Genomic DNA, 19,722 nt, shown 5'->3' on the forward strand with positions numbered 1-19,722 from the left:
CTGGGAACGGGTCAACGAGCAGGCGCGGCGATTGCGCAGCGACGTCACCGTTTCGATCTTGTGCCAATCGGCGGTCGCGTGGCTGGGGGTGGCCGGAGGATGCTTGTCGGTGAGCACCGGGCCGGGTACGCAGGAAGTCCGGGCGGCGACCGACGAACTCGCCTCCGTGCTCGCCGAATTGGAGATCACTGTGGGGGAGGGACCGGTGCGCAGTGCCCGTGAGCTGGGCTCGCCCGTGCTGGTCGGGGACTTCGACGGCCTCGAGAACTCGCGCCGCTGGCCCCTGTACGCCCCGCTCGCCGTGCAGGCCGGGGTCCACTCCCAGTTCGTGCTGCCGCTGCGGGTCGGGCTCATCGACGTCGGCACGCTCGTGTTCCACCGAAAGGCCGCTGCGCCCCTGGAACCCGTTCTGCTCGCGGACGCGCTGGCCTACGGTGAACTGATGCTCCTGCTGTTGCTCGACGAGCAGTCGGGGCGCGGGCATCCCGAACCCGTCGGCCTTTCGCTGCGATCGACATACGTGCACCAGGCCACCGGCATGGTCGCGGCGCAACTCGACGTGAGCCTCGACGACGCTTTCGCCGCTCTGCGCGCGGGGGCCTTCGCGGAGCAGCGTCCCCTCTCGGAACTCGCCGCGGATGTCGTGGCCAGGCGGTTTAGGTTCGAACGCAATGGGGGAACCCAATGAAGTTGGGGTGTGGTGTTGTGGTGGGAGATGGTGCGGGTGATTGACGGACGCCTCGTCGACACATTCGTCGAATTGGCGGACACGCTCACGGATGATTTCGACGTGATCGACTTCCTGCACTTGCTGTCGGCTCGCAGCGTCGAATTGCTGTCCGTCGACGCGGCGGGTCTGTTGCTCGCCGACGCGCACGGCGAGCTGCAGCTCGTCGCCAGTTCGAACGAGCAGGTGCGGCTCCTGGAGCTTTTTCAGCTCCAGCGAGACGAAGGCCCCTGCCTCGACGCCTTCCGGCTGCGTCAGTCGGTGACGATCTCCGACCTGAGTGCGGACCCGGGGAAGTGGCCCTCGTTCGCGACGGTCGCGCTCGACCAGGGCTTCCGCGCGGTGCACGCCTTCCCGATGCGGCTGCGCTCGGAGGTCATCGGCGCCCTCAATCTGTTCTCCACGGGGCCGGGCGAGCTGGCGGCCGAGGACGCGCGGGTGGCGCGCGGCATGGTCGACGTGGCCACGATCGGCCTGCTGCAGGCGCGCACGATCCACCGGCACGAGGTGCTGGTGGAGCAGCTGCAGACCGCGTTGAGCAGCCGCGTGGTGATCGAACAGGCGAAGGGCTTCATCGCCGAACGCCTCGGCCTCGCGATGGACGAGGCCTTCTCCCTGCTGCGCCACTTCGCGCGCTCGCACAGCCGCAAGCTGAGCCTGGTGGCCGCCGACGTCGTGAACCGGGCCGAGACCGTGCGGGAGCTGTTCGACAACCCGCCCACGCGCTGACTTGCGCCGCTCGGAGCAACCTCGCCGCGCGGATTGGGGCTAGCGTGGACTGTTCCGTCCCGGCCCCCGGCGGACTGCGGTTCCGGTCCGGCAGGTGCGGAGGGGCGCGTGATGGGCGTGCGGATCCAGTTCGGGACGCGCTCGAGGACTCGGCGAGGGGTCTCCTCGATAGCGCTCGGCATTCGATGGCTCAGGCGGCTCTCGCACCGTCTGGACCGGAGCCGCCACTGACGGGTCAGTCGTCCTGCTTCGGCAGCGGACCGCCCTGCAGCAGGCGGCGCAGCTTCGCCAGCGCCCGGTGCTGGCTCACGCGCACGGCTGCCGCACTGGGCAGGCCGAGCGCCGTAGCCGTCTCCTCCGCCGTGTAGCCCAGGAGGACGCGCAGCGTCAGCAGCTCGCGCTGGGCCGGCGGCAGGTGGTCCAGGAGCTGTTCGATCTGCAGCCGCGCGTCGGTGCGGGCGTACTCGTCGGGGCCGGGCTTGTTCTCGTCGGCCGGGTCCGCGTGCGGGTCGGCGCGGTTGCGGGCGCGGCGGCGGAACTCGTCGATCACCTTGTGGCTCGCGATGCCGAAGACGAACGGCAGGAAGCTCTCCGGCTCGTAGCGGTAGCGCGGCAGCTCCACCAGCACCGCGAGCAGCACGTCCTGCGCGCAGTCCTCGGCGACGCTGCCCGAGCCGTGCGTGCCGAGCCGGCCACGGCAGTAGCGCAGCACCAGCGGGCGCAGGAACTCCAGCAGCTCGGCGACAGCGGCTCGGTCGCCGTCGACGGCCGCCTCGACTACCCGCCTCTCCGGGCGAGGTGCGGGCGCGCGGTCGTCGGTCGTCATGTGCTTCTTCCCCCTCGTGCGGGCCACCGCGCCTGAGCGCCTCGGTGGCGGGGCCGCTCGACCGCCGGGGTCTGGGGGAAGCGTCGCGGGCCAAGCGAAAGCCTGCTACGAAGATACCGGATTGTCCATGGCGAATCGGCAGCAAGCAGGGCGAACCCGGCAAATCCCGCATTTACGAAGCGGTGCCGCAATTCGGGTCAGCTCTCCCGAAAACACGAGGAATAGTTCTGGTGAAAGACAAACGAACCCCAGCCAAAAGTAGGTTCCTCGGTGTCGGGGTGGTTCTTATGCTCATCCGCAGGCCGGGACAACACCTGTCAGTGATGGGTGTTTCGGTCAGGTCCCCCACCGTTTGAGAGGAATTGCCATGCGCTTGCGCAAGCTCGTCGCCGCAGCGGTCCCGCTGCCGGCGTTGCTGTGCCTTTCCCTGGCCGGCGTGGCCCACGCCGATCCCTTGATCACCTTGAGCGCCAACGCCGCCCCCCTGACCTCGAGCGCTCGTACCGGCGACGTCGAGGCAGGTAAGCAGATCACCGCCGCCTTCTCGCTCAAGCTTCACAACCAGCAGGCCCTCCAGCAGTTCCTCGCCGACGTCCAGAACCCGGCCTCGCCGCAGTACCACCGGTTCCTCACTCCGGCGCAATTCAATAGTGCATTCGGCCCAACGCAGGCTGATGTGGCCAAGGCCGTTTCATTCCTGAAACAAAACGGCGCCCGTGGAATCGAGGTTTCCGGTAACCGGCAGGCCATCACGTTCACCGGTTCGGCGGGTCAGCTGGAATCGACATTCCACACGCGCCTCGGCAATTACACCGACACGAGCACCGGACGGAAGTTCTTCGCGAACGACGCGGCGCCCGCGCTGCCCGCTTCGGTTTCCTCGGTGGTGCAGTCGGTGGTCGGTCTCGACAACCACGCAGTGAAGGAGCATTCGGCCACCAAGGCCGCTCCGCGCGTGGTGAAGGCCGTGACGCCGAGCATTCTGCGCACCGCGTACTCGACCAGCGGCCTCTCGGCCACCGGCTCGGGCGTGAACGTCGGCTTCGTCGAGTTCGACGGGTACCGCAAGTCCGACATCACCAGCTACGACACCAAGTACGGTCTTGCCGGCGGCAGCGTCACGACGGTTCCGGTGAGCGGTGCCAACTACGACTCGAATCCGGGTGACGGCGAGGTCGAGGTCGACCTGGACATCGAGGTCGTGCACGCCCTCGCCCCGGCGGTGAGCTCGTACGTGTACGAGGCCCCGAACTCCAACGCCGGCGAGCTGGCGATGTACCAGAAGATCGCGTCGGACGACCGTGTCGACGTGGTTTCGATCTCGTGGGGCTCGTGCGAGGCGGCCGAGGGTTCGTCGGCGGCCAACAGCGTGAACAACGCGATCGCCACCGGCACCGCGGAGGGCATCTCCTATTTCGCGGCCGCGGGCGACGACGGCACCACTGACTGCGCCCGCCAGACCGGCAGCCTGTCGAAGGCCGTCGACTTCCCGGCGTCGAGCCCGAACGTCAGCGGTGTCGGCGGCACCCAGCTGACGGTCACCTCGTCCAACACCTACAGCAGTGAGAAGGCCTGGAACGACGGCGCCTCGGCCGGTGCCGGCGGTGGCGGCATCTCGACGCTGTTCAACGCGCCTTCCTGGCAGTCGCACCAGAGCACGACGAAGCGCAAGGTCCCGGACGTCGCGGGTGACGCCGCCTCGGGCTCCGCGTACACCATCGTCTCCGGCGGCCAGACCGGCAACGTCTGGGGCACGTCCGGCGCGGCCCCGCTGTGGGCCTCCTTCACCGCCCTGCAGAACCAGCTCCACGGCGGCTCGCTCGGCAACCTGAACCCGACCTTCTACGGCATCGGCAACGGATCGTCGTACTCCACGGGCTTCCACGACGTCACCACGGGCAACAACACGTTCAACGGCACCACCGGCTTCTCCGCCGGCACGGGCTACGACCAGGTCACCGGCTGGGGCTCCTTCAAGGGCACCGGGCTGTCGGGTCTGATCGGCTGAGCCTTTTCGTTGCAGTGGGGCCCTTTCCTGCGGGAGAGGGCCCCACTGCCGTGTTTGCGCGCGGCGACGCCTGGGCCGAACCTGATGCTCCGAGTGCCGCGTGATCGGTGACACAATGCGCTCATGCCGACACTGATCGCGACGCCCCGGGCTCGCGCATTGGGCTTCTCGCTCAGAGCCGCCCGCGAGGAGCGCCGGATGGCGCTGCGCGAACTGGCTCGCATGGCCCGCATCTCGCCGGGCCACCTGCACAACTGGGAAACCGGCCTGCGAGTGCCGAAGGAGTCCGAAGTGGGCCTCCTCGCGGGGTGCCTGCGGATGACCGTCGAGGAGCGAGACCGGCTGGGGGAGCTGGCTCGGAACGCTCGCGAGCCGAACTGGCTGGAAAGCGTGGTTCCCGGCGCACCTAACGAAGCGGCGGTGTACGCGGAGTGCGAGCGAACCGCGAGCGCGATGTTCAACTGGCAACCGCTGCTGATTCCGGGATTGCTCCAGACCGGCGATTACGTGCGCGCGAGCCTTAGAGCTTGTCTCATTTGGCGAGTTTCTTGTGGCAGGTGATGGTGGCGGCGAGGGTGAGGAAGGCGAGGTAGTGGCCGGCTTTGCGTTCGTAGCGGATGGTCAGTCGCCGGTAGCCGGTCAGCCAGGCGATGGACCGTTCGATCACCCACCGGTGTTTGCCGAGTTTCTCGGCGGATTCGATGCCCTTGCGGGCGATGCGCGGGACGATCCCGCGCTGGCGCAGCCAGGCGCGCAGGGCGGGGATGTCGTAGGCCTTGTCGGAGTGGAGTTTGGCCGGTTTCCGGCGCCGCGGTCCGCGGCGCGATCGGATCGGCGGCAGCGCGTTGACCAGAGGTCTGAGCGCGTGGCTGTCGTGAGTGTTGGCCGCGGAGATCGCGACGGTCAGGGGCAGCCCGGCCCCGTCGGACAGTACGTGGATCTTCGAGCCCGGTTTGCCGCGGTCGACCGGGCTCGGACCGGTCAGACCGCCCCCCTTTTGGCCCTGACGGATGCTCCGTCGAGGACCGCGCGAGACCAGTCGATCAAACCCCGGCCGCCCAGTTCGTCCAGCACTGCCTGATGCAACTGCCGCCACAGCCCGGCCTCGGTCCATTCGGTGAACGTCCGGTGCGCCGTGGGCACCGATACCCCGAACGAGGGCGGCAGGTGCCGCCACGCACAACCACTGGTCAACACGAACACGATCGCCGTGAACACCGCCCGCGGATCAGTCCGCGCACGACCACCACCCTGCGGACGCTCCTTTGCCGGCGGGACCAGCGGTTCCACCAACGCCCACAAGTCATCGGGCACCAGCCGTTGCGACAGCGAGTCGATCACGGTACAAGATCATTGCAGCCCAGCGGGAAAGATCCAAACGAGACACGCTCTTAGCGGGCGAAGCGGGTGGTCGAAGGACGATGTCGAGGTCGCGGTGCTGATCCGGATGGCCCGCCGCGACGTTCTTTCCCGACTGGCGGAGTTCACCGCGATGATCGGCGAGGAAGCACTGCGACAGAACATCGGTGGTGCGGCGACCATGGGTGCCCAGCTGCACCACCTGCTCACGGTCGCGAGACGCCGAAACATCGCGATTCAGGTTGTGCCGCGTGGGGTCGGATTCCACCCCGGCTTGTACGGGTGCTTCGTTGTCCTCGACTACGAGAATCTCCCTTCGATCGTGCACGTGGAGGAATTTCGAGGCGGCGCCTACTTGTACGATGAGCCTGATGTGGCCGCGTACCGTGAGGCCGCGAAGGAGCTGGCGGAACTGGCCCTGGACGAGCAGGAGAGCATCGAGTTCATCCAGGGGGTGCTCGCCGAACTGGAGGCTTGAAGATGCTTGGCAGCGCTTGGCGCAAGTCCAGCTATTCCGATACGGGCAATTGCCTTGAGGCTGCGCTGCGCAAGACGGTGCGAGTCCGCGACACCAAGAATCGCCGCGGCGGCGAACTGACCGTCGCGCCTGCCGCCTGGTCCGCTCTCCTCCGAAAACTCGGCTGAGCGCCGCCCATCCCCGGCAGACAAGCCCCCGCCCTCCCGAGGGGGGCGTCCCCACGTCCATTCTATCGGCCACCACCGACAAAACCGGGTCGGAAGCCGGGTGAGGGCTGAGCTGTCCACAACTCGCCTGCTCTGTGGACAAACCCGCTCGGTGCCCGAAAAGCGGTGCAGGGAGCGAAGACGCTCCGGTTGTGGCCGGACGGCGAGGCAGCGCGGGCGGTGGCAGAAAATCTGCCGAGGCGTTGCGAGCGGTCCCCCGGCCGACCCCCACTCGGGCCAGACTCGTGCCGGTCAGAGCGATTCCGGCCGGTCGCGCCTCGCCGAAGACTGACCACGGCCAGACCCGTTCCGGCCAGGCCGATTCCCCGGTCGACGCACCTTGGCGAAGATGCCGCCTTGGCGAAGATGCCGTCTCGGCGAACACACCGCCTCGGCGAACACACCGCCTCCGCGAAGACCCCGCCTCAGCGAACACACCGCCTCAGCGAAGACCTACCTCCGCGAACACCCCGGCCGGGCGAAGACCCCACCTCGGCGAACACCCACCGGCCCAGCCCACCCCAAACCAACCACCCGACCGTTCCCACCTGCGAACACGCACCCAACGTTCACTCGGGTGGGTGACACGAGGAGCCCCACCGCGAGATAGCCTCCGGATCATGCGCACGATTCGCGACGCCACCCGGGAGCTGCTCCGCAACCTGGGTCTGACCACGGTGTTCGGCAACCCCGGCACCACGGAGATCGCCTTCCTGACCGAGTGGCCGGACGACTTCACGTACGTCCTGGGGCTGCAGGAGTCGGCCGTGGTGGCGATGGCGGACGGGTACGCGCAGGCGACACGCAAGCCCGTGCTGGTGAACCTGCACTCGGCCGGCGGGGTGGGCCATTCGCTGGGCCACGTGTTCACCGCGTTCCGCGACCGGGCGCCGTTGATCGTGCTGGCGGGGCAGCAGACGCGGTCGCTGCTGCCGGACGAGCCGTTCCTCGGGGCCGTGGAGGCGGCGAACTTCCCGAAGCCGTACGTGAAGTGGAGCATCGAGCCGGCCCGGGCGCAGGATGTGCCGGCCGCCATCGCGCACGCGTACTACGTCGCGACGCAGGCGCCGCAAGGGCCGGTGTTCGTGTCGGTGCCCGTGGACGACTGGGACGCCGAAGCGACCATGCCGTTGCCCACCGGCACCAGGACGCCGGGCTTCGCGCCCGATCCCGAGGCGCTGCGAGAGCTCGCCGACGCCCTGGACAGCGCCGGCAACCCCGCGCTCGTCGTCGGGGCCAGCGTGGACGCCGACGGCGCGGTGCCGGACGTCGTGGACCTCGCCGAGAAACTCGGCGCCGGGGTGTGGGCCGCGCCGATGTCGTCGCGCTGCTCGTTCCCCGAGGACCACGAGCTGTTCCTCGGTTTCCTGCAGCCCGAACGCAAAGCGGTGGCCGAGGCCCTGCGCGAGCACGACGTCGTGGTGGTGCTGGGCGCACCCGCGTTCACCTACCACGTCTACCGCGGCGAGCCGGGAGAACCGTTGCCGCCGCTGTACCTCGTGAGCGACGACGAGCAGATCCTCGCCCGCGCGGGCACCGGCACCGGCATCCGGTCCACACCGAAGCTCGCGATCCGCGCCCTCATTGAACGCGTCACCGCGAAGACGCGCGAAACCAAGCCCAGGCCCGAAAAGCCCGCCAGGCCCGCGGAAACCACGCCGATCTCGCCCGACTTCGCCTATGCGACCGTCGCGGAACTGTTGCCGGACAACGCGATCGTCGTCGAGGAGACACCGAGCCACCGCAACTGCCTCCACGACCACCTGCCGATCACCTCGACCGACACCGGGTTCCTCACCGTCGCGAGCGGCACGCTCGGTTACGGCCTTCCCGCGGCCGTCGGCGCGGCGCTGGGCCGGCCCGACCGCAAGGTCGTCGCCGTGCTGGGCGACGGCTCCAGCATGTACTGCGTGCAGGCGCTGTGGACGGCCGCGCGCGAGAACGCGCCCGTCACGTTCGTGGTACTGGACAACGCGCAGTACGCCGCGGTCCGCATCCTCGGTGAGACGGCCGGCGGCACGAAGGTCCCCGGCACCGATCTCGGCGGCATCGACTTCGCGCAGCTGGCGCAGAGCATGGGCGTGCCGGCGCGGACCGTAGAACAGGGCGCCGACCTCCGTGACGCACTGGCGAACGCGCTCGCGGAGAACGGACCCCGGCTCGTGCACGTGAAGGTCGACCCGAACCCGCAAACACTGTACTGATCTTCGCGATTGACCCGACCGGGTGACGCTGTTTTGATGGCCGGGTGCGGCCTGTGCTCACTCCCCGTCAGCAGGAACTCGTCGACCGGGCCCGGAAGCTCGCCGACGTGTTCGCCGAGCGCGCCGCCGGGGTACGACCGCGAGAACACGTTCCCCCATGAGAACTACGACGACCTGCGGGCAGCCGGGTTCCTGCGGCTGTCGGTGCCGGAGGAGCTGAACGGGTTCGGCGTCGGGTTGCCGGAAATCCTGCCCGTGCTGGAGCGGCTGGCGATGGGCGACGGCGCCACCGCGCTAGCGTTCACGACGCACCTCTCGCCGCTGGGGCAGTGGGCGAGTGTCTGGCGCCGCGCGCAGTCACCCCGCCTGGCCGAACTGCTCACGAAAGCGGCCGAGGGCAAGCTGATCTGGGCGTCGGTGACCAGCGAAACCGGTCTGCGCAACGACATGACGGACGCCAACGCCCAAGCGGTCCGTGTCGGCGGCGGTTCGTGCTCACCGGGCGCAAGAACTTCGCCACCAACACGTCCGTCGCCACACACTGTTCCACCACCGCGCGCTACGAAGACGCCGACGGCGGCCCGCGGCTCCTGCTGTGCCAGATCGCGCTCGACCAGCCGGGTGTCCGGATCCACCAGACCTGGGACACCATGGGCATGCGCGGCACGCAGAGCAACGACGTCGAGCTCACCGAGGTGTTCGTCGAAGACTCGGCCGTGATGCACTCGCTGCCGGTGAAGCACCTCGACGCGCGCGTGCTGGAAACCGTGTGGGCGTGGGCGTGGGGCGATGCCGGCGTTCTCGGCCGTCCACACGGGAGTCGCGGCCGGTGCGCTGGACTGGACCGTTCGGTCGCTGCGGAAGCGGGGCAAGACGGGTGACCCGGTGCTGCAGGACGTGATCGGCGAGTGTCGGATCCTCCTCGAGAGCTCACGCGCGCTCATCCACCGCCAGGCCGAGGATGTCATGTCGCGGCGCCTCTTCACCGGTGACGTGCAGGACGAGGTGGCCCGCTGCTCCGTCGTGAAGTACGTGGCGGCCAACAACGCCGTGCAGGTGATGCAGCGCCTCGTCGACGTGCTGGGCGGCATGTCGTACACGAAGAAGCTGCCGTTCGAGCGCATGTGGCGCGACGTGCAGGCGAGCACGTTCATGCCGATGGGCAACCTGGCCACGCGCAGGCTGGTCGGCGCCCACGTCCTGGGTGTGCGGACGCTGCCGGAGATCGGCCCCGGCGAAACCGGCCCGGATTCCCGCGCCAAGGCCTGACCCGGGAAACGGGGCGCTCGCGGCCGGGCGCCCCGTTGTCGTTGCAGAGTCTCAGTGCTGCGCCTTGGCTTCTTCCTTCTCGGCCGCGACAGCCGCGGCAGCTTCATCAGCAGCCGCCACCTCGGCTTCATCGGCCACCGCCGCCGACGCCGGCCCGTGCAGCAGCCGCGCCACCTCGGCGCGCATCGTCACGAACTCCGAAGACTCGCGCGTGGTGATCTGGTCGCGCTCCTTCGGCAGGCCCACCGGCAGGTCCGCGACGATCGACGCCGGTGACTTCGACAGCACGAGCACCCGGTCGCCCAGGTACACGCTCTCGTCGATGTCGTGCGTCACCAGCAGGACGGTGGTGCCCTGTTCTGTCTGCACGCGCCGCAGCAGGTCCTCCAGCTCGAAACGCGTCTGCGCGTCGACGGAGGCGAACGGCTCGTCCATCAGCAGCAGCGCCGGCCGCGAAGCCAGCGCCCGCGCGATGGACACGCGCTGCTGCATGCCGCCCGAGAGCTGCCACGGGAACTTCGAGCCGACGCCCGCCAGGCCCACGGCCTCCAGCGCCTCGGCAGCTCGCCGTCGCCGCGCCGCCTTGTCGAGTTTGGTCCAGCGCAAGGGGAACTCGACGTTCTTCGCCACCGTCAGCCACGGAAACAGCGAACGGCTGTAGTCCTGGAACACCACGGCGAGGTCGTCCGGCACACCGGTGACCAGGTCGCCGTGGAGGCTCACGGTGCCGGCCGTCGGCGGCACGAGGCCGGCGATCGCCCGCAGCAGCGTCGACTTGCCGCACCCGGACGGGCCGACGATGCACGCCAGCTGGCCGGCCTCGACCGTGAACGACAGGTCGTTCACGGCGATGTGCGCGCCGTCGCCGCTGCCGTAGCGGTGGCTCAGGTCCGAGACCTCGAGCATGGTCGACATTCTGACAACCTTCCGGAGAGATCTAGTGACGGCCGGGCTGCCACGTGAGCACCCGGCGCTCCACGGCGAGCAGGGCCGCGTTGAACCCGTAACCCAGGATGCCCAGCAGCACGATCCACGCCCACATCTGGTCGAAGTCGTACTGGCGCTGGGCGTTGATCAGCGCGTAGCCGATGCCGTTGAGCGCGCCCACGAGCTCCGAGATCGCCATGAGGATCAGGGAGATCGACAGCGACAGCCGCAGGCCGGCGAAGATCTTCGGCAGCGCCGCCGGGAGCACGACGAGCCCGATCCAGTAGCGCCGCGGCGTGCGGAACGCTCGCGCGGTGTCCACCTTGACCTTGTCCACCGAGCGCACACCGTCCACCGTGTTCAGCACGATCGGCCAGATCGAGCCGAAGATGATGGTGGCGACCTGCATGCCCGGTCCGATGTGGAACAGCACGATGAACACCGGCACCAGCGCGGGCGGCGGGATCGCCCGGAAGAACGCGAACAGCGGGCCCACGTAGTCCATCCCGGTCTTCGAGCGGCCCAGCGCCGTCCCGAGCGCGACACCCAGCACGACCGAGAGGAGCCAGCCGCCGAGCACGCGCTCGAGGCTCGGGAAGACGTGCTGGAACACGGCGTCGCCGAGGAAGACGTGCGAGGCCGGTCCGGAGAACCACAACTTCGCCGCGGCCGCGACGATCTTCGTGGGCGGCGGGAAGAAAACGCTCTCCGTGAACTGCGTGACGACCTGCCAGATCACCACGAGCACCACGAACAGCAGCCACTTGCGCGCGAACCCGCTCAGGCCGCTGCGCACGCGGCCGCGGGTGGCCGCGGCGGGTTTGCCGACGACGGTCACGCGAGGTCCCCTTCGTCGTTGCTGCTCCAGCGGAAGAGCCGGCGCCCCAGCCGTTCGAGCCCTTCGTTGGCGAGGTACCCGAGGATCCCGGCGACGACCGTGCCCGCGAGCACCAGGTCCATCCGGCCGGAGCCCGAGGACGCTTCGAGCACGAACTGGCCGATGCCGAGCTTCGCGCCGGCGAGGAACTCCGTGCTGATCACGAGGATCAGCGAGATCGCCGCGGACATGCGGATGCCGGTGAACACGAACGGCGCCGCGTGCGGCAGCGCCACCGAGGTGAGCAACCGTGACTTCGGCGTGCCGTACGACCGCGCGGTCTCGATGAGCACGGGGTCGATCTCGGCCATCGCGTAGATGGTGTTGAACAGGATCGGCCACACCGCCGCGTAAACGGCGAGCAGGATCTTCGACTCGGGCCCTCCGCCGACCACGAGGAGGATCAGCGGAATCCAGGCCACCGACGGGATCGGCCGCAGGAACTCGACGATCGCCTTGGTGGCATCGCGCAGCCAGCGGACACTGCCGAGCAGCAGGCCCGCCGGCACCGCGATCGCGATCGAGATGCCCATGGCGATGAACCACGCCAGCACCGACGCGATCACGTCCCGCACGAACTCCGTGTCGCCGAGCAGTTCGCCGATCCGAGCGAACACCACCGTCGGCGGCGGCACGTCGTTCTGGTCGATCAGACCGGCCCGCACGACGACCTCCCAGATCAGGAGGAAGCCGAGCAGGCCGGCCAGGTTGCGAACGATCCGCACGTCAGGAGGCGCTCGGCTGGGACACGATCATCTGGGCGACGTCGATCTTGGCCGGGATCGACCCGAACTGCTGCAGCAGGTCCGGCACGCGCTGGATGCGGCGCGCGTCCAGAGTGGACTGGAAGGTGAGCAGCGCGGTGAGCGAGGCGGTGGCCTCGTCGACCTTCGAGAACTTCACCATCAGCGGTTCGATCTTGGAGCGGTCCGCCGACTCCTTGGTGGCGCGCAGCATGGCGCGCTGGAAGGCGGCGACGGTCTTCGGGCTCGACGACGTGAACTTGCCGAGCGCGCCGTACCCCGCGGTCGGGAAGTCCTGCGTGGCGCCGGTTGCCGTGTCGATGATCGGGACGGTCCCGTTGGTCTTCGCCGAGCTCGTGATGAACGGTTCGGTGAGGAAGCCCGCGTCGACGTCGCCGCGCTTCACGGCCGCGCCGATGCTCGGGAAGGGCAGGGACACCCACTGCACCTTGGAGTAGTCCACACCGTTGTCGCGCATCACGGACTTGGTCAGGGTGTCGGACACGGTGTTGGGAGCGGAGATGGCGATCTTCTTGCCCGCCAGGTCGCGCACGGTCTTGACCGGTCCGTTGGGCATGGCCACGATCTCGGTGCTCTTCGGGCCGGCCGAGGAGGCGTCGGACACGAACTTGATGTCCGCGTTGCCCTTGCTCTTCGCGATGAAGAACGGTGTGTAGCTCGAGTAGGCGATGTCGACCTCGCCGGACAGCAGCTTCGTGACCGACGCGTCGCCGCTCGCGGCGTCGACGGACTCGACTTCCAGGCCCTCGTCCTTGAAGTAGCCGTTCTGCACGGCGAGGTGGAACGGCGCGACGTCGATCGTCGGCATGACCGAGACCTTGATCTTGGACTTCTCCAGCCCTGAACCGCCGCTCGTGCTGCCCGAATCGTCCGAACCGCCCAGCAGGCCGCAGCTGCTCGCGGTCAGTGCGACGCCGCTCGCCATGGCGAGGGAGAGGAAGCCACGGCGCCCGAGTCTGGCCTGGCTGCTCCCGGCTGATTCAAACAAGTCCACTCCTTGGAAAATGAGGTCACGTGGGTGTTGACCGTGCGGGGATGGTGGGTGTGGCTCATTGTCCGGAGTCACGCGGCCACTGTAGAGAAGCGACGCATCCATCACAATGGGTGGTCATCAACGGTTCAGCAGTGTCTTGAATCACTCGATCAGGTGATCCAGTTCCTCTGGACAGCGGTCATCCAGCACGTCGAGACCGTGTCCGGTTGGTCTTGATCCGCTAGCCGGGTGCTCTGGTAGGGCCGTCGGGAGGGTTACAAATCGGCGTGTCGTTCGCTACCCTCTGCTCCGGCAGTGTGAGGTGTGGACCACCGATGTAGTGAGAGTCAGCCTCGTCGAGAGGCACTCTGCGCAGGCCGGCTCCCGTCGGCGGACTGGTGGCTTCGGCCTATTGGACCAGCTGATCGACCAGTGCGGGGATCGAACGCCATGCAAGTACTGAACCGATTCCGCGTCAACCGCGGCGCGAAACCGCACCTGGAAGTGGATCTTTTCACCCGAAAGGGTGTAATGGGCCGGGTCAACCGGACCGTTGGGGTGCCGGGTGGGCTGCCGGGAGCGTGCGGCTAGTGGTCGCGGGCACGGCAGGCTTCAATTCACAGGGTCCCACGGGGCCGGAAGACGATGGTGGTGCGGCGGTGCCGAACGAAGACACCGCGGGGGTGGGAGGGGCCCCTGCGCGCGGAGGCGGGGTGAACCCGTCACGAAGGGGTTCGGTCTTCGCGCTGAACAACTGGCGGCTTCGGTCGAAGCTCGCCCTCGTTCTGATCATCCCGACGCTGACCGCGCTCGTGCTCGGTGCGCTGCGCGTGGTGGACGACGCCCGCGAGGCCGTGCAGTTCGGCCACACCGCGGACCAGGTCGCCTTCGCGGTAAAGGTGACCACGGTCATCCACGACCTGCAGGGCGAGCGGACGCTCGCGGTCGCGCGGCTCTCCTCCGGCGACTCCTCGCGCCAGACCGGGCTCGACGCCCAGATCGCGAAAGTCGACCGCGACGTCGACGACCTGCGCAACGCGCTCGTGAACCTCAACCCCGACGACCAGGCGACCAGCGACCGGTACGCCCGCGGCATCCAGCGCCTCGACGCGCTGCGCCCGCTGCGCGCGGCCACCAGCTCCTCGTCCTACTCCGACGTCGCGGTGCTCGACACGTACTCGTCGATCCTGGACTCGCTCATCCAGCTCGGCCGCGAAGTGACCACCGCGGTCACCGACCGCGACTTGCTGAGGCTGGGCAACAGCACGCAATCCATCAGTGAGGCCAAGGAGTTCACGCTCCGCGGCGACACCGCGCTCGAGATCGCGGCGTTCCGCAACGGCTTCCCGGGCGACCTGCTGGACCAGACCCGCTCCGCCGAGGCGAGCGGTGACGCGTCGATCGCCTCGTTCCTCGCGAACGCCACCGACGACCAGGTGCAGCTTTACTCCGACACCGTGTCGGGCCCGGAGGTTGACGACCGGCGCCGGATCCAGAAGCAGGCCTTCTCGTTCGCGCAGCAGGGCGAATCGCTGAACCTCGATCCGACTCGGCTCGCGCAGGACAGCACCGTCGCGTCGGACAAGATGCGCGCGGTGGAGTCGAACCTGCTCACGCAGCTGCGCACGCAGGCCGACGACCTGGCCAGCTCGGCCGTCCGCTCCGCGTGGGTCGGCGGGGTGATCGTCCTCGCGGCCCTGATCGCGGCGCTGGTCCTGATGCTCGTGGTCGCCCGCCTCATGCTACGCCCGCTGCGCGTGCTGCGGACAACGGCGCTCGACGTGGCCTACACGCGGCTGCCGGAAACGGTTCAGTCCATTCTGGACGATCCGGATCCGGTCAACGCCTCGAAGAAGGCCGTGGACCCGGTTCCGGTCGTCTCGCGTGACGAGATCGGTGAAGTGGCGCGCTCGTTCGACGTGGTCCACGAACAGGCCGTCAAGATGGCCGCCGAACAGGCTCTCCTGCGCGAGAACGTCAACGGCATCTTCGTGAACCTCTCCCGGCGCTCGCAGCGGCTGGTGGAACGCCAGCTCGGCGTGATCGACCGCCTCGAGGCCGACGAGCAGGACCCGGACCACTTGGCGAGCCTGTTCGAGCTCGACCACCTCGCGACGCGGCTGCGGCGCAACGGCGAGTCGCTGCTGGTGCTCTCGGGTGCCGGCCTCGCGAAGTCCGTGCCCAAGCCCGTGCCCGCGGCCGACGTGATCGGCGCCGCGGTGTCCGAGATCGAGCAGTACGCCCGCATCGAGGTCGGCATCGTGCCGGAGGTCGCCGTGCAGGGCCTCGCGATCCACGACCTCGTGCACGTGCTCGCCGAGCTGCTCGACAACGCGACCTACTTCTCCGAGCCGGAGACGAAGGTCACAGTGCGGGCCGTGGTGACTCGCAAGAAGGCGCTCGCCATCCAGATCACCGACCACGGTGTGGGCATGGCCGAGGACCGGCTCGCCGAGATCAACCAGCGCCTGGCCGACCCACCGGACCTCGACGTCTCGGTGACGCGGCGGATGGGTCTGTACGTGGTCGCGCGACTGGCCCAGCGCCACGGCATCGAGGTGCGGCTGCGCGAGAACGAGGACATCGAAGGTGGCGTGATCGCCCGCGTGGTCGTGCCGGCCGAGCTGCTCACGCAGCTGCGCCCGAACACCGTCGCGCCGCGGCAGACGCCGCCGCTGAACCGCAACGAGATCTCGCACCCGAGCCTGCCGCCCCTCAACCGGCAGATCGAGTCGACGCCACCGCCTCCCGCGCAGTCGGCGCCGCCGGCGCCCCCGCCCGTGCCGGCGCAGTCGAACGGCGGCCTCGTACCGCTCGACCAGCCGATCAGCCTTGACGACCTCGTGGCCGGGAACCGCGCGGCCGGGCCGTTCCTCAGCCCCGAAGCGGCGCTGCCGGAAGCCCCGGCGTGGCCGACGGCCGAAGACCTGGCCCCGCTCACCCAGCAGTCCAACGGGGACGGTGCGAGCCTGGCGGAGACCGAGTTCCCGCCGCTGGTGCTCCCGAAGCGCGAACCGAAGTACGTCGCGCCGGAGGAGCCGAAGCGGGAGGAACCGGCCGTGGACGACGGCGCGTCGGCCCTCGAGGACGACGTGCCCACCCGGCGCCTGCCGATCTACCAGTCGGTGCTGTCGCGGTGGTTCAGCGAAGGCAGTGAAGACGGCGAGTCCGGACCGAGCGCAGCGCTCGACGAGTTCGCCGTCCCGGCGCCCTCCGAGAGTGCCGCCGAGCCGAACGCAGCGACCGAACCGGCGGCACCGGAGGCCGGCAGCCCGGACGAGAGCCGTGAGGAGGAGCCGAGCGAAGCCACGCCGCTCTACCCCGGTTCCGAGGACGGCTGGAGCAGCGCCTCCGACGAGGGCTGGCAGGCCGCGCAGTCGCTGCTCGAGAACAGGGCCGAGGAGATGACGCCGGCGGGCCTGCCCAAGCGGGTGCCCAACGCCTACCTCGTGCCGGGCTCGATCGGCAGCCGGCCGGCAGCGGGGGAGCAGCAGAATTCGTTCACGGACGCGACTGCCGGTCTGCCCGGAACGGGTGCTATCACCCGCTCGGCTGCCGCGGCCCGCAACCGGATGGCAAGCTTCCAGCGTGGGTACACCTCCGGACGGCACGCTCTGCAGGAGCGGCCGGCCGATGCCCGGCTCGACGAGGATGGCGTCCGGGTCACCGGAGCCGGGTATGTGAGCGACAGCAGTGAGGAGCGACAGTGACACGGGCGGGTGCAGTGCAGCCGGGGGGCGGCTCGGCGCCGAACGGCAGGGCTTCGGCCGGCGCGGCGGGCAGCTTCGCGTGGCTGATCACGGACTTCGTCCACCGCGTGCCCGGGGCGGCGCACGCGGTGGTCGTTTCGGCCGACGGGCTGCTGCTCGCGGCTTCGCGGGGGCTGCCGAAGGACCGAGCCGACCAGCTGGCGGCCGTCGCGTCCGGGCTGACCAGCCTGGCGCGCGGTGCGGCGAAGGTGTTCGAAGGCGGCCCGGTCGCGCAGACCGTGGTCGAGATGGCCAACGGCTTCCTCTTCCTGATGTCGGTCTCCGACGGCTCGTGCCTCGCGGTGCTGGGCGCGCCGGACAGCGACATCGGGCTCGTGGTGTATGAGATGACGCTGCTGGTCGAACGCGTCGGCCAGCAGCTGACACCGGAGATGCGTGCGCAACTGCAGGGCGCTGCGATCCGCCGCTAGGCGGATCGGGAACTTCAGGAGCAAACCGTGGACGACGGGCGCTTGAGGGGCGATGGCCGCCTCGGTGACGACAACACCGGTGGCTGGGCCGAGCGGGACGAGGGCCGGGAGGACTGGAAGTCCTTCCGGGACCGGGTGGACCGCGAGTGGCGTGCCCGGCGCGCCACGGGATCCGACGCGGACCCGGTGCGGGAGCCTCCGAACTGGCTGACGGACTCCAACGCCGGGCAGCAGCCGATCACCGGCGAGTACCGCGACCGCCTCCTGGGCGGTCCGGGCGCCGAGCTGTTCGGCGGGTCGAGCGGCCCGCTGTACGACTCCGCCGAGTTCGCGGCGTTCTCCGCCGCGCGCGACGGCTCGCCGGGCCCGTCGTCGAACGAGCTCTCGGCCGCGCTGCCGCTGCAGGCCGCGGGCGAGTTCGTGGACGAACCGCCGGTCGCCGAGGTCGAGACGTCCGGGCTCGTGCGGCCTTACTTCCGCACGCGCGGGCGGACGAAGCCGACCTACGACCTCGCGATCGAGGCATTGGTCTCGACCAGCGAACAAGGGCGCGTGCTCGACCGCGTGCGCGTGCCCGAGCACCGGTCCATCTGCGATCTGTGCATCGACACCCGGTCGGTGGCCGAGGTGGCGGCGCTGCTGCGCCTGCCGCTCGGCGTCGTGCGGGTGCTCATTGGTGACGTGGCGGGTCTCGGACTGGTGCTGGTGCACACGACCACCAGCACGACCTCGGGCGACCGCCCCAGTATCGAGTTCATGGAAAGGGTGCTCAGTGGGCTTCGGAGAATTTGACTCCGACGCGAACACACCGCAGGTGACGGGTCCGACCTCGTCGGCCAAGATCGTGGTCGCGGGTGGGTTCGGTTCGGGCAAGACGACACTGGTCGGAGCGATCTCGGAGATCGACCCGCTGACCACCGAGGCCATGATGACCGAGGCGAGTGTCGGCACCGACGACACTTCCGCCACGCCGAACAAGATGACCACCACGGTGGCCATGGACTTCGGCCGCATCTCGCTGGACTCGGACCTCGTGCTGTACGTGTTCGGCACGCCGGGTCAGCACCGGTTCTGGTTCATGTGGGACGACTTGGCCGTCGGCGCGATCGGCGCCGTGGTGCTGGTGGACACGCGGCGGCTCGCCGACGCGTTCCCCTCCATCGACTTCTTCGAGAACCGGAAGCTGCCGTACGTGGTCGCGATCAACTGTTTCGACCGCTTGCTGCATCACCAGATCGAGGACGTGCGGCACGCGTTGACGATCTCCCCGTCGGTGCCGATCATGGCGTGCGACGCTCGCGAACGGGACTCGGCCAAGCAGGTGCTGATCTCGGTCGTGCAGCACGCGATCGCCCACGACACGGCACTGCGGGCAGGCTAGAACCCGAGTACCCGGGGCCGGGTGCGGCCGTTGGAGTGAACTCCACGTGCTTCACCCGCTTCGGGGAGTGGTGCCTTCGACCGGAGTAGGGCTGCGGTGGTGCTCTTCGGTACGGTCGGGGCCGGCAACGCCCGAACGGGCAGCCGGAACGCCGGTGACCTGCGCGGACATCCCACTGCGTACCGTTGCCGACGCCACCACCGAGTGATCCACGCATGCGTGGTCCTCGGTGGGTCCGCGCGGTGTGCGTTCGCGTGCGCACGCACAGTGCGCGGTGCTCGACGGACGCGGGCTCGACAGTGTCGGGCGGGTGAATACGCTGGAACGGCGTCTTCACGGCCGCCCGGTGATCATGGCGGAGCTCGGCGGTGTTCGACCGGTTTGGAGGAGCAGTGACCGTTTCCGGCCAGGAGAGCCAGTTCGGCTGGCTGATCACGGACTTCGTGCGCCGGGTGCCCGGTGCCGCCCACGCCGTGCTGGTGTCGGCCGACGGCCTGCTGCTCGCACCGTCCGAGGGGCTGCCGGGGGACCGCGCGGAGCAGCTGTCGGCCGTCGCGTCGGGCCTCGTGAGCCTCACGCAGGGCGCGGCCCGCTGCTTCGAGGCCGGTGGTGTGAACCAGACCGTGGTCGAGATGGAGCTCGGGTACCTGTTCCTGATGTCGGTGTCGGACGGGTCTTCGCTGGCCGTGCTGGCCGCGCCCACGTGTGACATCGGGACCGTCGCGTATGAGATGACGCTGCTCGTGGAGCGCGTCGGCCAGCAGCTCACGCCCGAGCTGCGCGCCCGGCTCCAGGGCGGGGTGCGTGGGTAGTA

The 19,722-nt window shown here is 69.2% G+C and carries 20 protein-coding genes and 1 pseudogene; 15 read left to right on the plus strand and 6 right to left on the minus strand.

Annotation, left to right across the window (positions count from 1 at the left end; all coding sequences use genetic code 11):
* Positions 1 to 109 precede the first annotated feature (109 nt).
* Both I6J71_RS01320 and I6J71_RS01325 read left to right on the plus strand, forming a co-directional pair.
* Positions 110 to 688, plus strand: coding sequence for a GAF and ANTAR domain-containing protein (locus I6J71_RS01320; RefSeq protein WP_204093041.1), 579 nt, complete (start codon positions 110 to 112; stop codon positions 686 to 688).
* 27 nt (positions 689 to 715) lie between these two features.
* Positions 716 to 1,456: a GAF and ANTAR domain-containing protein gene (locus I6J71_RS01325; RefSeq protein ID WP_204093042.1), complete on the plus strand. Its 741-nt coding sequence runs from the start codon at positions 716 to 718 to the stop codon at positions 1,454 to 1,456.
* A 235-nt stretch (positions 1,457 to 1,691) separates the two neighbouring features.
* On the opposite strand, the gene I6J71_RS01330 is transcribed toward I6J71_RS01325, so the two are convergent.
* On the minus strand, positions 1,692 to 2,282 hold the full coding sequence (locus I6J71_RS01330; protein ID WP_204093043.1) for a sigma-70 family RNA polymerase sigma factor: 591 nt from the start codon (positions 2,280 to 2,282) through the stop codon (positions 1,692 to 1,694).
* Between the two features lie 367 nt (positions 2,283 to 2,649).
* On the opposite strand from I6J71_RS01330, the gene I6J71_RS01335 reads away from it, so the two are divergent.
* Entirely contained in the window at positions 2,650 to 4,290 is a 1,641-nt protein-coding gene (locus I6J71_RS01335; RefSeq protein ID WP_204093044.1) for a protease pro-enzyme activation domain-containing protein, read from the plus strand.
* A 123-nt stretch (positions 4,291 to 4,413) separates the two neighbouring features.
* Positions 4,414 to 4,851, plus strand: coding sequence for a helix-turn-helix transcriptional regulator (locus I6J71_RS01340; protein ID WP_204093045.1), 438 nt, complete (start codon positions 4,414 to 4,416; stop codon positions 4,849 to 4,851).
* Here the strand turns inward: I6J71_RS01340 and I6J71_RS01345 are convergent.
* A protein-coding gene (locus tag I6J71_RS01345; protein WP_204096803.1) for an IS5 family transposase occupies positions 4,823 to 5,619 on the minus strand; the annotation gives its coding sequence in 2 pieces (ribosomal slippage) (positions 4,823 to 5,289 and positions 5,289 to 5,619; 798 coding nt in all). The genes I6J71_RS01340 and I6J71_RS01345 overlap by 29 nt on opposite strands.
* Between I6J71_RS01345 and I6J71_RS49625 the strand changes: the two genes are divergently transcribed.
* From I6J71_RS49625 to I6J71_RS47455, 6 genes and pseudogenes are all read left to right on the plus strand, one after another.
* Entirely contained in the window at positions 5,501 to 6,127 is a 627-nt protein-coding gene (locus I6J71_RS49625; protein ID WP_255570725.1) for a DUF5753 domain-containing protein, read from the plus strand. The two genes, I6J71_RS01345 and I6J71_RS49625, sit on opposite strands and share 119 nt — an antisense overlap.
* Before the next feature lie 2 nt (positions 6,128 to 6,129).
* Positions 6,130 to 6,294 (plus strand): DUF397 domain-containing protein, encoded by a 165-nt coding sequence (locus I6J71_RS01355; RefSeq protein ID WP_204096804.1) that lies wholly within the window; start codon positions 6,130 to 6,132, stop codon positions 6,292 to 6,294.
* 659 nt (positions 6,295 to 6,953) lie between these two features.
* Positions 6,954 to 8,537 carry a benzoylformate decarboxylase gene (gene mdlC / locus I6J71_RS01360; protein ID WP_204093047.1) on the plus strand — a complete coding sequence of 528 codons (1,584 nt, stop codon included), beginning with the start codon at positions 6,954 to 6,956 and terminating at the stop codon, positions 8,535 to 8,537.
* 36 nt (positions 8,538 to 8,573) lie between these two features.
* Positions 8,574 to 8,801, plus strand: a pseudogene (locus tag I6J71_RS47445) (hypothetical protein); the annotation flags it as partial.
* Positions 8,802 to 9,028: 227 nt separating this feature from the next.
* Entirely contained in the window at positions 9,029 to 9,418 is a 390-nt protein-coding gene (locus I6J71_RS47450) for an acyl-CoA dehydrogenase family protein (protein WP_239154356.1), read from the plus strand.
* Complete coding sequence (locus tag I6J71_RS47455) at positions 9,327 to 9,806, plus strand: acyl-CoA dehydrogenase family protein (protein ID WP_239154357.1); 480 nt, start codon at positions 9,327 to 9,329, stop codon at positions 9,804 to 9,806. Before I6J71_RS47450 ends, I6J71_RS47455 begins: the two co-directional genes overlap by 92 nt.
* 51 nt (positions 9,807 to 9,857) lie before the next feature.
* Here I6J71_RS47455 and I6J71_RS01370 read toward each other — a convergent pair whose 3' ends face one another.
* From I6J71_RS01370 to I6J71_RS01385, 4 genes are read right to left on the minus strand one after another with little or no spacing between them, the layout of a single operon-like run.
* On the minus strand, positions 9,858 to 10,721 hold the full coding sequence (locus tag I6J71_RS01370; protein ID WP_204093048.1) for an ABC transporter ATP-binding protein: 864 nt from the start codon (positions 10,719 to 10,721) through the stop codon (positions 9,858 to 9,860).
* A 22-nt stretch (positions 10,722 to 10,743) separates the two neighbouring features.
* Positions 10,744 to 11,571, minus strand: coding sequence for an ABC transporter permease (locus I6J71_RS01375; protein ID WP_204093049.1), 828 nt, complete (start codon positions 11,569 to 11,571; stop codon positions 10,744 to 10,746).
* Entirely contained in the window at positions 11,568 to 12,335 is a 768-nt protein-coding gene (locus I6J71_RS01380) for an ABC transporter permease (RefSeq protein WP_204093050.1), read from the minus strand. The genes I6J71_RS01375 and I6J71_RS01380 overlap by 4 nt, the downstream gene beginning before the upstream one ends.
* 1 nt (position 12,336) lies before the next feature.
* On the minus strand, positions 12,337 to 13,299 hold the full coding sequence (locus I6J71_RS01385; protein ID WP_204096805.1) for an ABC transporter substrate-binding protein: 963 nt from the start codon (positions 13,297 to 13,299) through the stop codon (positions 12,337 to 12,339).
* A 707-nt stretch (positions 13,300 to 14,006) separates the two neighbouring features.
* On the opposite strand from I6J71_RS01385, the gene I6J71_RS01390 reads away from it, so the two are divergent.
* The 5 genes from I6J71_RS01390 to I6J71_RS01410 all read left to right on the plus strand — a co-directional run bounded on the left by I6J71_RS01390 (position 14,007) and on the right by I6J71_RS01410 (position 19,720).
* Positions 14,007 to 17,057, plus strand: coding sequence for a nitrate- and nitrite sensing domain-containing protein (locus tag I6J71_RS01390; protein WP_204093051.1), 3,051 nt, complete (start codon positions 14,007 to 14,009; stop codon positions 17,055 to 17,057).
* Entirely contained in the window at positions 17,054 to 17,527 is a 474-nt protein-coding gene (locus tag I6J71_RS01395) for a roadblock/LC7 domain-containing protein (RefSeq protein WP_204093052.1), read from the plus strand. The genes I6J71_RS01390 and I6J71_RS01395 overlap by 4 nt, the downstream gene beginning before the upstream one ends.
* Positions 17,528 to 17,554: 27 nt before the next feature.
* Positions 17,555 to 18,319, plus strand: coding sequence for a DUF742 domain-containing protein (locus I6J71_RS01400; protein WP_204093053.1), 765 nt, complete (start codon positions 17,555 to 17,557; stop codon positions 18,317 to 18,319).
* Positions 18,300 to 18,908: an ATP/GTP-binding protein gene (locus tag I6J71_RS01405; RefSeq protein ID WP_204093054.1), complete on the plus strand. Its 609-nt coding sequence runs from the start codon at positions 18,300 to 18,302 to the stop codon at positions 18,906 to 18,908. The genes I6J71_RS01400 and I6J71_RS01405 overlap by 20 nt, the downstream gene beginning before the upstream one ends.
* Positions 18,909 to 19,300: 392 nt before the next feature.
* Entirely contained in the window at positions 19,301 to 19,720 is a 420-nt protein-coding gene (locus tag I6J71_RS01410) for a roadblock/LC7 domain-containing protein (RefSeq protein WP_204093055.1), read from the plus strand.
* Positions 19,721 to 19,722 lie beyond the last annotated feature (2 nt).

The sequence above is a fragment of the Amycolatopsis sp. FDAARGOS 1241 genome (assembly GCF_016889705.1).
GTDB lineage: Bacteria > Actinomycetota > Actinomycetes > Mycobacteriales > Pseudonocardiaceae > Amycolatopsis.

What these genes read in the sequence shown, in the direction of transcription:
- mdlC (WP_204093047.1), top strand. Translation starts at nt 6,954, where the DNA reads ATGCGCACGATTCGCGACGCCACCCGGGAGCTGCTCCGCAACCTGGGT.
- I6J71_RS01385 (WP_204096805.1), bottom strand. Translation starts at nt 13,299, where the DNA reads ATGGCGAGCGGCGTCGCACTGACCGCGAGCAGCTGCGGCCTGCTGGGC.
- I6J71_RS01340 (WP_204093045.1), top strand. Translation starts at nt 4,414, where the DNA reads ATGCCGACACTGATCGCGACGCCCCGGGCTCGCGCATTGGGCTTCTCG.
- I6J71_RS01370 (WP_204093048.1), bottom strand. Translation starts at nt 10,721, where the DNA reads ATGTCGACCATGCTCGAGGTCTCGGACCTGAGCCACCGCTACGGCAGC.
- I6J71_RS01335 (WP_204093044.1), top strand. Translation starts at nt 2,650, where the DNA reads ATGCGCTTGCGCAAGCTCGTCGCCGCAGCGGTCCCGCTGCCGGCGTTG.
- I6J71_RS01355 (WP_204096804.1), top strand. Translation starts at nt 6,130, where the DNA reads ATGCTTGGCAGCGCTTGGCGCAAGTCCAGCTATTCCGATACGGGCAAT.
- I6J71_RS47455 (WP_239154357.1), top strand. Translation starts at nt 9,327, where the DNA reads ATGCCGGCGTTCTCGGCCGTCCACACGGGAGTCGCGGCCGGTGCGCTG.
- I6J71_RS01330 (WP_204093043.1), bottom strand. Translation starts at nt 2,282, where the DNA reads ATGACGACCGACGACCGCGCGCCCGCACCTCGCCCGGAGAGGCGGGTA.
- I6J71_RS01325 (WP_204093042.1), top strand. Translation starts at nt 716, where the DNA reads ATGGTGCGGGTGATTGACGGACGCCTCGTCGACACATTCGTCGAATTG.